12 protein-coding genes and 1 pseudogene are annotated in these 13,980 nt (G+C 70.4%); 1 reads left to right on the top strand and 12 read right to left on the bottom strand.

The annotated features are described in order from the left end of the window. From BLQ61_RS16310 to BLQ61_RS16270, 9 genes and pseudogenes are all read right to left on the bottom strand, one after another. Positions 1-155, bottom strand: a pseudogene (locus BLQ61_RS16310) (electron transfer flavoprotein subunit beta/FixA family protein); the annotation flags it as partial. Positions 156-179: 24 nt separating this feature from the next. Then, positions 180-1,154: an NAD(P)H-dependent flavin oxidoreductase gene (locus BLQ61_RS16305; protein WP_091572764.1), complete on the bottom strand. Its 975-nt coding sequence runs from the start codon at positions 1,152-1,154 to the stop codon at positions 180-182. Positions 1,155-1,174: 20 nt separating this feature from the next. Further along, positions 1,175-2,170 carry a Bug family tripartite tricarboxylate transporter substrate binding protein gene (locus BLQ61_RS16300; protein WP_091572761.1) on the bottom strand — a complete coding sequence of 332 codons (996 nt, stop codon included), beginning with the start codon at positions 2,168-2,170 and terminating at the stop codon, positions 1,175-1,177. Positions 2,171-2,231: 61 nt separating this feature from the next. Then, a complete protein-coding gene (locus BLQ61_RS16295) occupies positions 2,232-3,485 on the bottom strand; it encodes a CaiB/BaiF CoA transferase family protein (protein ID WP_091572759.1) in 1,254 nt (417 codons plus the stop codon). A 29-nt stretch (positions 3,486-3,514) separates the two neighbouring features. Next, the gene (locus BLQ61_RS16290) at positions 3,515-4,321 is read right to left on the bottom strand and encodes an oxepin-CoA hydrolase, alternative type (RefSeq protein ID WP_091572756.1); all 807 of its coding nucleotides are present in this window, start codon (positions 4,319-4,321) and stop codon (positions 3,515-3,517) included. A 90-nt stretch (positions 4,322-4,411) separates the two neighbouring features. Then, positions 4,412-5,539, bottom strand: a complete 1,128-nt coding sequence (locus tag BLQ61_RS16285; protein ID WP_091572754.1) for an acyl-CoA dehydrogenase family protein — start codon at positions 5,537-5,539, stop codon at positions 4,412-4,414. A gap of 18 nt (positions 5,540-5,557) precedes the next feature. Then, positions 5,558-6,754, bottom strand: coding sequence for an acyl-CoA dehydrogenase family protein (locus BLQ61_RS16280; protein ID WP_091572751.1), 1,197 nt, complete (start codon positions 6,752-6,754; stop codon positions 5,558-5,560). Between the two features lie 101 nt (positions 6,755-6,855). Then, on the bottom strand, positions 6,856-8,055 hold the full coding sequence (locus BLQ61_RS16275; protein WP_091572748.1) for an acetyl-CoA C-acyltransferase: 1,200 nt from the start codon (positions 8,053-8,055) through the stop codon (positions 6,856-6,858). Between the two features lie 89 nt (positions 8,056-8,144). Further along, a complete protein-coding gene (locus tag BLQ61_RS16270; RefSeq protein WP_091572746.1) occupies positions 8,145-10,274 on the bottom strand; it encodes a 3-hydroxyacyl-CoA dehydrogenase NAD-binding domain-containing protein in 2,130 nt (709 codons plus the stop codon). Between the two features lie 127 nt (positions 10,275-10,401). On the opposite strand from BLQ61_RS16270, the gene BLQ61_RS16265 reads away from it, so the two are divergent. Then, positions 10,402-11,307, top strand: a complete 906-nt coding sequence (locus BLQ61_RS16265; RefSeq protein ID WP_091572743.1) for a LysR family transcriptional regulator — start codon at positions 10,402-10,404, stop codon at positions 11,305-11,307. Positions 11,308-11,320: 13 nt separating this feature from the next. Here BLQ61_RS16265 and htpX read toward each other — a convergent pair whose 3' ends face one another. From htpX to BLQ61_RS16250, 3 genes are all read right to left on the bottom strand, one after another. Further along, on the bottom strand, positions 11,321-12,190 hold the full coding sequence (gene htpX, locus BLQ61_RS16260; protein ID WP_091572788.1) for a protease HtpX: 870 nt from the start codon (positions 12,188-12,190) through the stop codon (positions 11,321-11,323). Between the two features lie 88 nt (positions 12,191-12,278). Next, positions 12,279-13,055 (bottom strand): DUF3025 domain-containing protein, encoded by a 777-nt coding sequence (locus BLQ61_RS16255; RefSeq protein WP_091572741.1) that lies wholly within the window; start codon positions 13,053-13,055, stop codon positions 12,279-12,281. Further along, a complete protein-coding gene (locus tag BLQ61_RS16250; RefSeq protein ID WP_091572738.1) occupies positions 13,048-13,980 on the bottom strand; it encodes an NYN domain-containing protein in 933 nt (310 codons plus the stop codon). The genes BLQ61_RS16255 and BLQ61_RS16250 overlap by 8 nt, the downstream gene beginning before the upstream one ends.

Raw genomic sequence — 13,980 nt, 5'->3', positions numbered from 1 at the left:
TTTTCTTTGAGGCGCACCGCTTCCTCGACGGCAATCTCGTCAAAGGGGTTCATGCTCATCTTGACGTTGGCGGTGTCCACTCCCGTGCCGTCCGACTTGACGCGGACCTTCACGTTGTAGTCCACCACGCGCTTGACGGGGACGAGGATCTTCATGGCGAACTTCTTTCTGCTGGAGGGTTAGCGGAGCATGCCGGCCAGGCGTTCCCGGATCAGCGCCTCGGCCTGGGACATGATGGAATCGATGAGCTGCTGCACGCTGGGCACGTCGCGGATCAGACCGGCGACCATGCCGCAGGACCAGACGCCGGCCTCCATCTCGCCCTGCTGCATGATGCGCGGATAGACGCCGGCCACCTCGGGCGCGATGTCGGCGAAGGTGACGGCCGCGCCCAGCGCGCTTTCCTTGTGCAGCACACGCTCGGTGGCGGCGTTGGTGAGCACACGTTCGGTATTGCGCAGCGGCCGCATGATCAGGCGCGTGTCCAGCTCGCTGGCGGCGACGATGGCCTGCTTGACGTTGTCGTGCACCGGCGCCTCGCGCGTGGCGATGAAGCGCGTGCCCATGTTGATGCCCTCGGCGCCCAGCGCCAGCGCTGCCACCAGGCTGCGCCCGTCGGCCATGCCGCCGGAGGCGACGAACGGGATCTTCAGCTCCTCGGCCGCACGCGGCAGCAGGATAAAGTTGGGGATGTCGTCCTCGCCCGGATGGCCGCCGCATTCGAAGCCGTCCACGCTGATGGCGTCGCAGCCGATGGCCTCGGCCTTGAGCGCATGGCGCACCGAGGTGCACTTGTGGATGACCTTGACGCCCGCGTCCTTGAGCGCGGGCAGCCATTGCTGCGGGTTGTTGCCCGCGGTCTCGACGATCTTCACCCCGCCCTCGACGATGGCCTTCACGTAGCCGGGATAGTCGGGCGGGTTGACGCTGGGCAGGAAGGTCAGGTTCACGCCAAAGGGCCGGTCGGTCATCGCGCGGCAGCGCGCGATCTCGCGGGCCAGCAGCTCGGGCGTCTTCTGCGTCAGGCCGGTGATCAGCCCCAAGCCGCCGGCGTTGGAGACGGCGGCGGCCAGCTCGGCATAGCCCACGTGGTGCATGCCGCCCTGGATGATGGGGTGCTGGATGCCGAACAGTTCGGTGATGCGGGTCTTCATGGTCGGGCGTGTCCTGACGGTCAGTCCTGGCTGATGCCCTTGTCGCGGATGATCTGGCCCCAGCGCTGGTAGTCCTGGCGGATGCGTTCGCCAAACTGCGCCGGCGGCTCGAAATGCGGCAGGGCGCCGGCGCCGGCCATCTTGTCCTGCACCTGCTTGTCTTCCAGGATGAGCTTGACTTCCTTGGCAATGCGCTCGATCACCGGCTGGGGCGTCCCCACGGGCGCGACGATCCCGCCCCAGGATACGGCTTCGTATCCGTTGAAGCCCTGCTCGGACACGGTCTTGACCTGCGGCAGTGAGGCGATGCGCCGGGGAGAGCCCACCGCGATGGCGCGCAGCTTGCCCGCCTGGATATGCGGCAGCGCCGCCACCAAGTCAGCGAACATCACCGGCACCTGGCCACCGATGGTGTCGGTGATGGCTGGCGCGCTGCCCTTGTAGGGCACGTGCTGCATGTCGAAGCCGGCCATCTGCTTGAGCAGTTCCATGCTCAGGTGCCCGAAGCTGCCGGTACCGGCGCTGGTGTAGTTGACCGCCCCCTTTTGCTGTTTGGCGTAGGCCACCAGCTTCGGCAGATCGGTGACCTCGGGCAGCAGCAGAGGGTTCACGACGACGACGATGGGCAGGTCGTACAGCATGGCGACGGGAGCGAAGTCCTTGGAGGAGTCGTAGCCGGACTTGCGGAACAGGTGCGGCGCCAGCAGCGTCGGGGTGGCCAGCGTCATCAGCGTGTAACCGTCGGCGGGACTCTTGATGACCTGGCTGGCACCGATGGAACCGGAAGCACCCGGACGGTTATCCACGATGACGGCTTGGCCCAGGCGCTCGCCGAGCTTCTGCCCGACGATGCGCGAAGCCGTATCCGTCGGCCCGCCGGCCGGGAACGGCACGACCAGCTTGATCAGCTTGTCCGGCCAAGTGCCTTGCGCCAGCGCGGGCAGCGACAGGGACGCCAGCAGCGGCGTGGCGGCCAGCGCCAGGGCGGCGCGGCGGTTCAGGGTACGAAACGACATCTCGACAATCTCCTTTTGATACGAAAACACGCGCTGACCCTTATGGAACAAGGGCATTGCGCTATGGTTTTTCCTGCGGCACGGTGTCCGGCAGGGTCAGCACACCGCTGGCCTGCAGGCGCGCCAGCGCGGCGTCGTCCAGGTCCAGCAGCTGCTGCAGCACGTCGCGCGTGCCCTCGCCCAGGGTGGGCGGGGCGTGGCGGATGGGCAGGCGCCGGCCGTCCAGCCGGTACGGCGGGGCGAACACCGGCGTGCTGCCGGCCACCGGGTGCGGCAGCTGCTGCACCAGCGCGCCGCGGCGCGTTCGCTCGCTGGTCAGCGCCTCGTGCAGCCCGGCGACCCGCCCGCACGGGATGCCGGCGGTGGTCAGGCGCTGCAGCAGCTGCTCGCGCGGCTGCTCGGCGAGCAGGCGCTTGAGCAGCGGCAGCAACTCGTGGCGGTGGCGCGAGCGCGCGACGTTGGTGGCGAAGCGCTCGTCGTCCAGGATCTCCGGGCGCTGCAGCACCTGGCGGCAGAACTTCTCGAACTGCGCGTTGTTGCCCACGGCGATGATCAGCGGACCATCGGCGGCCTCGAACATGCCGTAGGGCACGATGGATGGGTGCGCGTTGCCGTAGCGCGCGGGGTCGTGGCCGAGCTGCAGCGCTTCCAGCCCGTAGTAGCCGGTCACGGAGAGCCCGCAGTCGTACAGCGCCAGCTCGATGAGCTGCCCGCGGCCCTGGCGCTCGCGGCGCAGCAGCGCCGCCAGAACCGCCTGGGCGGCGTACATGCCGGTCATCAGGTCGACCACCGCCACGCCGAACTTCAGCGGCGGCATGTCGGCGTCGCCGTTCAGCGCCATCAGCCCGGCCTCGGCCTGGATCACCAGGTCGTAGCCGGGGCGCGTGGCCTCGGGGCCGCTGCTGTCGTAGCCGCCCACGGCGCAATAGATGATGTCGTCCTTGAGCGCGCGCAGCTGCTCGTAGCCCACGCCCAGCTTCTCGGCGCCGCCGGCCTTGAAGTTGTGCAGCACCACGTCGCACTGCGACACCAGCTCGTACACGATGCGCAGCCCCTCGGGGCTTTGCAGGTCCAGCGTGATCGACCGCTTGTTGCGGTTCATGCTGTTGTAGTAGGTGGTCTCGGTGCGGCCGATGCGCAGGCCCCAGTCGCGCGTGTCGTCGCCGCGACCGGGGTGCTCGACCTTGATGACCTCGGCGCCGAAGTCGCCCAGCACCATGGCGCCCATGGGCCCGGCGAAGACACGCGACAGGTCCAGCACGCGCACGCTGGCCAGCGGCAGGTCGGCGGATGCGGCGGCTTGCGATTCGCTCATGGCGTCTCCTCCTGGCGGGTGCTGCGCTGTCATGCGGTGCGCGGGCCGCGCAGCCGGGTGAAGTCGGCCGGGCGCTTGTCCAGGAAAGCGGCGATACCCTCGCGCGACTCCTCGGTGTCCTGCGACAGCGGCATGTACAGCGCCTCCAGCTCCAGCTGCTGCTCGAGCGTGTTTTCCGGCGCCGCGCGGCACAGGTGCTTGATGCGCGCCATGGCCAGCTCCGGGCCGCGCGCGATCTGCCGCGCCAGCTCCAGCGCCTGCTCCAGGGCCTGGCCGGGCTCGGCCAGGCGGTTGGCCACGCCCAGTTGGTGCATGCGCTCGCCGCTCAGCGGCTGGCCGGTCAGGCACAGCTCGGTCAGCAGCTGGCGCGGCAGCACCTGGCCCAGCAACGCGGTGGCGCCGCCGTCCGGCGTCAGGCCGACCTTGACGTAAGCCACCGAGAACACGGCGTTGCGCGCCGCCACCAGCAAGTCGCCGGCCAGCGCCAGCGACAGGCCGGCGCCGGTGGCGGCGCCCTCCACCGCCACGATCACCGGCTTGGGGCAATCGCGCAGCGCGCGCACCAAGTTGTGCAGGCCCTCCAGGCGGCGCCGGCGCGCGGCGATCGGCAGCTCGCGCCGGGTGGCGATCTGGCGCAGGTCGCCGCCCGAGCAGAAATGCCCGCCCTCGCCGGTCAGCACGATGGCGCCGATGCTGGCGTCCTCGGCGGCGGCGTGCAGCGCCTCGGTCAGGCCCTGGTAGAAGGCCGGCGTCAGCGCGTTGCGCGCCTGCGGGTTGTGGTTGGACAGCACCAGCACCGCGCCGTCGCGGCGCTGGATCAGGGGTTCGGGGGTCATGCGGTCTCCTGTCGTTTTTGATAGCTGCCGGCCCTTGATGCACAAGGGCTGAAGGCAGTTTTCGCTTGAAAATCGGGGGCGGCGCGCGGATCAGCCCAGCGCCATCCAGCGCGCCAGGTGGTGGTCCATGTCGCCCAGCTGGTGGTCGATCATCACCAGCCGCTTGGCGTAGTGCGCCAGCGGCAGCTCCCAGGTCACGCCGATGCCGCCGTGCAGCTGGATCGCCTCCTCGGCCACCAGCGTGCCGACGCGGCCGACGGTGTACTTGGCGGCCGACAGCGCCTTCTCGCGCGCCGTGCGGTCAGCCACGTCCAGCGCGGCGGCGGCGTTGGTCACGGCCGAGCGCGCCTGCTCGACCTCCAGCAGCAGGTCGGCCATGCGGTGCTGCAGCGCTTGGAAGCTGCCGATGGGCACGCCGAACTGCCGGCGCGTGCGCAGGTATTCCAGCGTGTCGTCGCGCGCGCGCCCCATGGCGCCCAGCGATTCGGCCGACAGCGCCAGCACGCCGTAGCCGACGATGCGCTCGAGCAGCGCCAGGCCCTGGCCCTCTTCGCCCAGCAGCGCGTCGGCGCCCAGGCGCACGCCCTGCAGCGTGACCTCGGCGGCGTGCCCGCCGTCGATGCGGCCATAGCCGCGCGTGGCCAGGCCCGGCGCGTCGCCCGGCACCAGGAACAGCGAGAGGCCCTGCGCGTCGGCCACGCCGCCGGCGGTGCGCGCGCTGATCAGCAGCAGCTGCGCCTGGTCACCGAAGGGCACGACGGCCTTGGCGCCGTCCAGCACCCAGGCGTCGCCCTCGCGCCGTGCGCTGGTGGCCACGCGCTCCAGCTCGTAGTGGTTGGCCGGCTCGTCGTGCGCCAGCGCGGCCAGCAGGCTGCCGTCCATCAGGCCCGGCAGGTGCGCGCGCTGCGCCGGGCTGCCGGCCTCGGTCAGCGCGCGCGCCACCAGCAGCGCGCCCAGCATTGGCGCAGCCACCAAGTGCCGGCCCAGGGTCTGGAACACCAGCGCGATGTCGGCGCCAGCGCCGCCGAAGCCGCCGTCGGCCTCGGGCACCAGCGCGCCGATGGCGCCGATCTCGGCCAGGGTGGCGAAGGTCTCGGGGCTGTAGCCGAGCGGCCCGTAGGCGGCGTGGTTGCGCGCCTCGGCGGGGTACTGCTCGGACAGGTAGCGCCCGAGCGCGTCCGCCAGCATGCGGCGGTCTTCGTTCAGTTCAAAGTTCATGGTGGTGACGCCGCCCGCTCACAGGCCCAGGATGGCCTTGGAGATGATGTTGCGCTGGATCTCGTTGGAGCCGCCGAAGATCGACAGCTTGCGGTAGTTGAAGTAGGCGGCCGCGGCCGTGGCGGCCTCGGGCGGGCCGACCGGCGGCTCGTCCCAGCCGGCGTGCTGCGCCTGCTCGATGTAGGGCAGCGCGTACGGGCCCATGGCGCGGCGCGTCAGCGACAGCAGCTCCTGGCGGATCACCGTGCCGCGGATCTTCAGCATCGAGCTCTCGGCCCCGGGTACGCCCCCGCCCTGCACCGCCGCCAGCACGCGCAGGTTGGTGGTCTTCATGTTCTCCAGGTCGATCTCCACCTGCGCCAGGCGCGTGGCGAACTGCGGGTCCTGGGATAGCGGCCGGCCGTGGCGCTGCACGCGCGAGGCGATGGCCTTGAGCCGCTCCAGCGCCGCCATGGAAAAGCCCACCCCGGCGATGCCGGTGCGCTCGTAGGTCAGCAGGTACTTGGCGTAGGTCCAGCCCTGGTTCTCCTCGCCGACCAGGTTCTCCAGCGGCACCTTCACGTCGGTCAGGAAGACCTCGTTGACCTCGGCGTCGCCGTCCAGCGTGCGGATCGGGCGCACCTCCACGCCCGGCTGGTCCATGTCGATCAGCAGGAAGCTGATGCCGGCCTGCGCCTTGGCCGCGCGGTCGGTGCGCACCAGGCAGAACATCATGTTGGCGTGCTGGCCCTGGGTGGTCCAAGTCTTCTGGCCGTTGACGACGTAGTGGTCGCCCTGGCGCACGGCGCTGGTCTTCAGGCTGGCCAGGTCGGAGCCGGCGCCGGGCTCGGAGTAGCCTTGGCACCACCAGTCGGCGCCGCTGAGGATGCGCGGCAGCCAGCGCTGCTTTTGCTCCTCGCTGCCGTACTTGATCAGCACCGGGCCGAGCATGCTGGTGCCGAACGGCGGCAGGCGCGGCGCGCCGGCGCGGGCGCATTCGTCGTCGAAGATGAACTTCTGGATCGGCGTCCAGCCGGTGCCGCCGTACTCGCGCGGCCAGTGGTAGGCCAGCCAGCCCTGGCGGTTCAGGATGGCCTGCCAGTTCTCCAGGTCGAAGCGCGACAGGCGCTGGCCGGCCTGGACCTTGGCGGCCAGGTCGCGCGGCAGGTGCTGCTGCAGGAAGGCGCGCACTTCGGCGCGAAACGCCTCTTCCTCGGGGGTGAATTGCAAATCCATGACAGGTTCTCCGTCAGTACTCGGTCGTTACTTGATCAGTTGGGGACAGAGCAGGAAATGGCTGCGCGATTGCCTGGTCTGTCCCGCAAAGCCTTCGTTGATTAACAGAACTCAAACAACCCGGCCGCGCCCATGCCGCCGCCGATGCACATGGTGACCACGCCCCAGCGCATGCGCTCGCCGCGCGCCTTGCGCCGGCGGGCCTCCAGCAGCAGGTGGCCGGTCAGGCGCGCGCCGGTCATGCCGAAGGGGTGGCCGATGGAGATGGCACCGCCGTTGACGTTCAGCCGCTCCATGGGAATGTCCAGCCGGCGCTGGCAGTACAGCGCCTGCGAGGCGAAGGCTTCGTTGAGCTCCCACAGGTCGATGTCCTGCACCGTGAGGCCGGCGCGCTCGAGCAGCCGCGGCACGGCGAACACCGGGCCGATGCCCATCTCGTCGGGCTCGCAGCCGGCCACCGCGAAGCCGCGGAACGCGCCCAGCGGCTGCAGGCCCAGGCGCTCGGCCTCGCGCGCCTCCATCACCACGCAGGCGCTGGCGCCGTCGGACAGCTGCGAGGCATTGCCGGCGGTGACGAACTTGCCCGCGCCCTTGACCGGCTCGAGCTTGGCCAGCCCGGCCAAAGTGGTCGTGGGGCGGTTGCAGTTGTCGCGCGTGGCGACGGCGTCGCGCCAGGTGACTTCGCCGCTGTCCTTGTCCTTCTCGGTCATGCGCGTGGCGCAGGGCACGATCTCGTCGTCGAAGACGCCGGCGGCCTGCGCGGCCGCGGTGCGCTGCTGGCTTTGCAGGGCGAAGGCGTCCTGGTCCTCGCGTGAGATGCCATAGCGCTCGGCCACCACGTCGGCGGTGTCGATCATCTCCATGAACAGCTGCGGCTTGTGCTCGACGAGCCAGGGGTCGAGGTCGGCGGTGCCGTTGCGCCCGGCCGGGCGCAGCAGCGAGATGCTCTCGGCCCCGCCGGCGACCAGCGCCGGCACACCCTCCAGCACCACCCGGCCGGCGGCGATGGCGATGGCCTGCAGGCCCGAGGCGCAGAAGCGGTTGACCACCGCACCGCCCACCGTCACCGGCAGGCCGGCGCGCAGCGCGGTCTGGCGGCCGATGTTGCGCCCCATGGTGCCTTCCGGGTAGCCGCAGCCCCAGATCAGGTCTTCGAGCAGGCCCGGGTCGATGCCCGAGCGCTCGACAGCGGCGCGCACGGCGTAGGCGCCCAGCTGCGGGCCGGGGGTGGCGTTGAATTCGCCGCGGTGCGCCTTGGTCAGCGGCGTGCGGGCAGTAGAGACGATGACGGCTTCGCGCATGGGAGATGGCCCTCGGATGGTGGTTTGCTTCTGAATCGATAGCTGGAGACCCATATGGAATAAGGGCTGCAGCGGTTTTTTGCTTGAAATCAGGCGGCGGCGCGGTTCAGGCTGTCGAAGTTGCGGCCTTCGGCCACCAGCTGCTCCAGCAGCGGCGCGGGCTGCCAGAACTGCGGGTCTTCTTTGGCGAACTCGCGGATGTCGGCCAGCACCCGGTCCAGCCCCTGGGTGTCGGCCCAGTGCATCGGGCCGCCGCGCCAGCGCGGAAAGCCGTAGCCGAACAGGAAGGTGACGTCGATGTCCAGCGGGCGCAGAGCGATGCCTTCTTCCAGCACGCGCGCGCCCTCGTTGACCATGGCCGCCATGTAGCGGCGCATGATCCCCTCGTGCGTGAAGCTGCGCGGGACGATGCCCTTCTTCTTGCGCTCTTCATCGACGATGGCCAGTACCTCGGGGTCTTCCTGGCCGGTGCGCGCACCCTGCGGGTACAGGTACCAGCCGCGCCCGGTCTTCTGGCCGTACCAGCCGCGCTCGGCGATGCGGTCGGCGACCTCGACATAGCGCGAGCGCGGGTCGCGTGTGGCGGCCTTGCGCTTGCGCGTGGCCCAGCCGATGTCACCGCCGGCCAGGTCCGAGACCTGGAACGGCCCCATGGGGTAGCCGAACGCCCGCACCGCGGCGTCGATCTCGTAGGGGCTGGCGCCGTCCTCCAGCACGTGGTTGGCGGCCTCGCGGTACACCGCCAGGATGCGGTTGCCGATGAAGCCGTCGCACACGCCGGCGCGCACCGGCACCTTCTTCATGCGCTTGGCCAGCTCGAAGGCGGTGGCGACCACGTCGGGCGCCGTCTTCGCGGCGACCACGATCTCCAGCAGCTTCATGATGTTCGCCGGGCTGAAGAAGTGCAGGCCGATCACGTCCTGCGGGCGCTGCGTGGCGGCGGCGATGGCGTCGATGTCCAGGTACGAGGTGTTGGTGGCCAGCACGCAGCCGGCCCGGCACACACGGTCGAGTTCGCGGAACACGGCCTTCTTGACCTCGAGGTCCTCGAACACCGCCTCGATCACCAGATCGACTTCGGCAATGGCGTCGTACGAGGTGCCGGGCTGGTAGCGCGCCAGGGTGGCGGCGCGGGCCTCGGCCGTCATGCGGCCCTTGGCGATCAGGCCGTCGTAGACCTTCTCCACATTCTTCTGGCCACGCGCGATGGACTCGGCGTCGCGCTCGATCATCACCACCGACAGGCCGGCGTCCAGCGCCGCGACGGTGATGCCCGCGCCCATGGTGCCACCGCCGATCACCGCCAGCCGCTGCAGCGGGCGCGGCGCGGCGGCGCGTGCCTCGGGGATCTTGGCGCTCTCGCGCTCGGCGAAGAAGGCGTGCACCAGGCCGGCGCGCTGCGGGCTGTTCAGGCACTCCACGAACAGCGCGCGCTCGCGCTGCAGGCCTTGCTCGAAGGGCAGCTCCAGCGCCGCGTGCACGCAGTCGATGATCCTGGCGGGCGAGAACAGGCCGCGCGTCTTCTTCGCCGTCTCGGCGGCCAGCTGGTCGAGCGCCGCCGGCGCGCTGGCGGCGTCGGAAATGGCGCGGTCGCGCGTGCGGCGCACGCCGGCGCCCTGCGCCAGCAGCTGCCGGGCGTAGGCCAAGCCGGCGGCCTGCGGGTCGTCGCCGTCCGCCAGCTGGTCCACCAGGCCGGCGTCCAGCGCGGCCTGCGCGCCCAGGTGGCGGCCACTGAGCATCAGCTCGGCCGCGGCCAGCGCACCCATCAGGCGCGGCGCGCGCTGCGTGCCGCCGGCGCCGGGCAGCAGGCCCAGGTTCACCTCGGGCAGGCCCAGCCGCGCACCGGGCAGCGCCAGGCGCCAGTGCGCGGCCATGGCCACTTCCAGCCCGCCGCCCAGTGCCGGGCCGTGGATGGCGGCGATCACCGGCTTGTCCAGCAGCTCCAGGCGGTTCAGCACCTCGGGCAGCGCCGGGGCCTGCGGCGGCTTACCAAACTCGCGGATGTCGGCGCCGGCAATAAAGGCGCGGCCCGCGCCCACCAGCAGCACGGCGCGCACGGCGTCGCTGGCTGCCGCCTGCTCCACCGCCGCCAGCAGGCCGGCGCGTACCGGCTGGCCCAGGGCGTTGACGGGCGGGTTGTCGATGCGCACCACCAGCACGCCTGCGTGCAGCTCGGTGGTGACGGCGGAAGCGGACGCTGCGGGCAAGGTAGCCGCCATGGAATGTCTCCTGCTTGTGGACCAACCAGAGCATTCTGCAAACGTCAGCCGTTCTTTACAATCACATCAATCATTGACAATCCGTCAAACGACATTTGACAATCAACATGGAACGCGAGGCCTGCCCATGGATCTGCAAGCCCTCAGCCTGCTGGTGGAGATCATCGACAGCGGCAACCTGAGCCAGGCCGCGCGCAAGCTGCGCATGACGCGCGCCAACGTCAGCTACCACCTGACGCAGCTGGAAAAATCCGTCGGCGCGCAGCTGATCCGCCGCACCACGCGCCGTGCCGAGCCGACCGAGGTCGGCCTGCGCCTGTACGAGCACGGCCGGGCCATCAACAACGAACTGCTGGCCGCGCGCGAGACCATCGCCGACCTGGGCCAGGGCCTGCAAGGGCGCGTGGGGCTGAGCGTGCCCAGCGGCTACGGGCAGATGGTGATGAGCGACTGGCTGATCGAGTTCAAGCGGCTGTACCCGGGCATCGTGCTGGACGTGCTGTTCGAGAACCGCGCCGACCACCTGCGCGACGAGGTGGACATCGCGGTGCGGGTGATCTCCGAGCCGCCGCTGTCGGTGGTGGCGCGCAGCCTGGGCGAGATGCGCTACGTGGCCTGCGCGTCACGCGAGTGGGCGGCGCGGCACGGGCTGCCGCGCACGCTGCACGAGCTGCGCGCCAGCCCGCTGATCACCGCCGGCGTGCTGGGCCGCCAGCTGCGCCTGTCGGCCTACCAGGGCGACGAGCGCCAGGAGGTGTCGCTGGAGCCGACGCTGAGCTCCGAGCATTTTCCGTTCCTGCACCAGGGCATCCTGGCCGGGCTGGGCGTGGGCCTGGTGCCGGACTACGTGGTGCAGCGCGAGATCGCCAGCGGCGAGGTGCTGCAGACACTGCAGGAATACCGGCTGAGCATCTTCGGCACGCAGCTGTACCTGCTGTACCTGCCGCACCGCCACCAGACGCGCGCGGTGCGCACCTGCATCGAGTTCCTGCTGGCCAAGGCCGGGCGCGGGCCCATGCCCACGCCGGCCTGACGCCGCGGCGAAGTCAGGCGGCCTGCAGCGCCGCCACGCGCTCCTCGATCGGCGGGTGCGAGGAAAACAGCTTGCCCAACCCGCCGGTGATGCCCATGGCCTGCAGGCTCTTGGGCATCTCGCCGGGCACCATGCCGCCCAGGCGGTGCAGCGCGTTGATCATCGGCTGCTTGCGGCCCATCAGCTGCGCGGCGCCGGCGTCGGCGCGGAACTCGCGTTGGCGCGAGAACCAAGCGACGATCATGGCCGCCAGGAAGCCCAGCAGGATGTCCAGCACGATGGTCGTGACCATGTAGCCGATGCCGGGGCCGGAGTTGTTCTCGTCGTTCCTGCGCAGGAAGCTGTCCACCGCATAGCCGATGACGCGCGACAGGAACACCACGAAGGTGTTCATCACGCCCTGGATGAGGGCCATGGTCACCATGTCGCCGTTGGCCACGTGCGCCACCTCGTGGCCGATGACGGCCTCGACCTCCTCGCGCGTCATGCCCTGCAGCAGGCCGGTGGACACCGCCACCAGCGCCGAGTTCTTGAACGCGCCGGTGGCGAAGGCATTCGCCTCGCCTTCATAGATGCCGACCTCGGGCATCTGGATGCCGGCCCGATCGGCGAAACCGCGCACGGTCTCGACGATCCAGGCCTCGTCCTGGTTGCGCGGGTTGTTGATGATCGTGACGCCCATGCTCATCTTGGCGATGGGCTTGCTCATCAGCAGCGAGATGATGGCGCCGCCGAAACCCATGATGAAGGCAAAGCCCAGCAGCGCCCCCAGGTTCAGGCCGTTGGCCGTGAGGTAGCGGTTCACGCCCAGCAGGCTGGCGACGATGCCCAGCACCACCACCACGGCCACGTTGGTCAGCAGAAAAAGCGCGATGCGTTTCATGGAAGGAAAGGTGTGTTCCAAAAAGGGAAGAAGGCCGCGCCGGCACAAGACGGCGCGCCCGCCGCAGATGGGGCGCGCGGCCAGCGCTTCAAGCGCCGCGCGGCGGCCGAAAAACGAGCGGGTCATCATAGAAGCAAGGCGCTTCGTTACCCGCATTCCAGCCGGGTACACCCAGAACCGGCACCGGATTGAATGGCTTGGCGCCCAGAGCCTCGGCACTGGCGCCAGCGGCCAGCCAGATGTCGGCTTCAGCTACATCTTTGATAGCTGTAGGCCCTTGGAATACATGGGCCGTGATGGGTTTTCTTGGGTAAACCAGCTTTTCCAGCAGGGCGTGGCCGAACAGGTGCAGGCGGGCATTCCGCCACAGCGGGCGCAGTTCGACGAAGGCGCGGCGCCAGTGCCGCCCGGCCAGCGCCCCAGCCAGCGCCGGCGGCGCGCACAGCAGCGCACCGTTCTCGTCCAGCAACGTGATGGCGTCGCGCAATGGCCCGCGCGTGGCGCCTACGCCGGCCTGGGCGATGACATGCGCTTGCAGCGCGTTCAGGTGGCGCTTGGTGCGCGGCCAGTGCAGCCAGACCAGGCCGTTGAAGAAGTCGTGCAGGTGGTCGCGCGTGGGCACGCGGCGCTGGGCGAAGACGAAGGCCTCGTAGGCCATGCCCGCCGGCAGCGCTTGCTGGGGCACGAAGCGCACGCCGGGGTCGGGGGCGTGGCCGGCCACGATCAGGCGGTTCAGCGCCTCGGCCACGCTGCCCTGCTGCAGCGCGTCCCGGGCCGCGGCACGGCCCAGGCGCGCCAGCGGCGCCAGCCAGGGCGCGTCCCAATCGATGGCGGCCAGCGCGTGCGCGCCGGCGCTGTCAGCCACCCGCGCCGGCAGGCAGCGGCGGCGCGCCGCGCTCGCGCACGGCGATGCGCGACGTGCCCTCGTCGCGCAGCTCAAACGCCTGCGTGGCGGCCAGCAGCTTGCTCAGCGTGGCGTAGCCGTAGTTGCGCGCGTCGAACGAGGTCTTGTTGCCGATCTGCTGGCCCAGCACACCGACGCGCGTCCAGCCGTCCTCGTCCTGGCAGGCCCCGACGGCGTGGCGCAGGAACTGCATCAGGCGCCGGTCCTGGCGCAGGGCGGCGCCGGGCACGCGCAGGCTGGCCGGGCGCTCGGGCACGCCGGGGGCGGCCAGGGGCTGGGGCTGGGCGGGCTCCTGGGTGTCGGTGGCCTGAGGCATGGCCGAGGCCGGGACAGGTGCGGGCTGCGATACGCCGGCCATTACAGGCGCGGCCCCGGGCGCTGACCCGGGCGCGGCGCCGGATTCGGACGGAACCGGCGTGTTTGGCTCGCCCTCGGCCACGCCACCGCCGAGCGACTCCAGGTACAGGAAGCGCGAGCAGGCGTTGACGAACGGCTTGGGCGTCTGCGCCGCACCAAAGCCATACACCGCCGCGCCGCGGGCGCGCAGGTGCAGCACCAGCGGCGTGAAGTCGGCGTCCGACGAGACGATGCCGAAGGCGTCGGGCCGCTCGTTGTAGAGCAGCTCCATCGCGTCCACCGTCATCGCCATGTCGGTGGCGTTCTTGCCCTTGGAGTAGTCGAACTGCTGCACCGGCTGCACGGCGAACTCCAGCAGCCGCTCCTGCCACCGGTGCAGGCCGTGCTTGGTCCAGTTGCCGTAGGCGCGGCGGATGTTGATCTCGCCGAGCGTGGACAGCTCGGTCAGGATCTCGTCGAGCTTCTCGGCCGGGGCGTTGTCGGCGTCGATCAGCAGCGCGATGCGCAGCGCGCGGTCGGCAGTGGACAT

Origin of the sequence: Oryzisolibacter propanilivorax (genome assembly GCF_900103645.1) — a bacterium.
Classification (GTDB): domain Bacteria; phylum Pseudomonadota; class Gammaproteobacteria; order Burkholderiales; family Burkholderiaceae_C; genus Melaminivora; species Melaminivora propanilivorax.
The sequence above is the reverse complement of the archived record's forward strand: the minus strand, read 5'-3'. Positions and strand labels throughout refer to the sequence as shown.

Bases quoted from the DNA above. Each gene is read 5' to 3' on its own strand.
- BLQ61_RS16305 (WP_091572764.1), bottom strand. From the start codon at position 1,154: ATGAAGACCCGCATCACCGAACTGTTCGGCATCCAGCACCCCATCATC.
- BLQ61_RS16300 (WP_091572761.1), bottom strand. From the start codon at position 2,170: ATGTCGTTTCGTACCCTGAACCGCCGCGCCGCCCTGGCGCTGGCCGCC.
- BLQ61_RS16295 (WP_091572759.1), bottom strand. From the start codon at position 3,485: ATGAGCGAATCGCAAGCCGCCGCATCCGCCGACCTGCCGCTGGCCAGC.
- BLQ61_RS16290 (WP_091572756.1), bottom strand. From the start codon at position 4,321: ATGACCCCCGAACCCCTGATCCAGCGCCGCGACGGCGCGGTGCTGGTG.
- BLQ61_RS16285 (WP_091572754.1), bottom strand. From the start codon at position 5,539: ATGAACTTTGAACTGAACGAAGACCGCCGCATGCTGGCGGACGCGCTC.
- BLQ61_RS16280 (WP_091572751.1), bottom strand. From the start codon at position 6,754: ATGGATTTGCAATTCACCCCCGAGGAAGAGGCGTTTCGCGCCGAAGTG.
- BLQ61_RS16275 (WP_091572748.1), bottom strand. From the start codon at position 8,055: ATGCGCGAAGCCGTCATCGTCTCTACTGCCCGCACGCCGCTGACCAAG.
- BLQ61_RS16270 (WP_091572746.1), bottom strand. From the start codon at position 10,274: ATGGCGGCTACCTTGCCCGCAGCGTCCGCTTCCGCCGTCACCACCGAG.
- BLQ61_RS16265 (WP_091572743.1), top strand. From the start codon at position 10,402: ATGGATCTGCAAGCCCTCAGCCTGCTGGTGGAGATCATCGACAGCGGC.
- htpX (WP_091572788.1), bottom strand. From the start codon at position 12,190: ATGAAACGCATCGCGCTTTTTCTGCTGACCAACGTGGCCGTGGTGGTG.
- BLQ61_RS16250 (WP_091572738.1), bottom strand. From the start codon at position 13,980: ATGTCCACTGCCGACCGCGCGCTGCGCATCGCGCTGCTGATCGACGCC.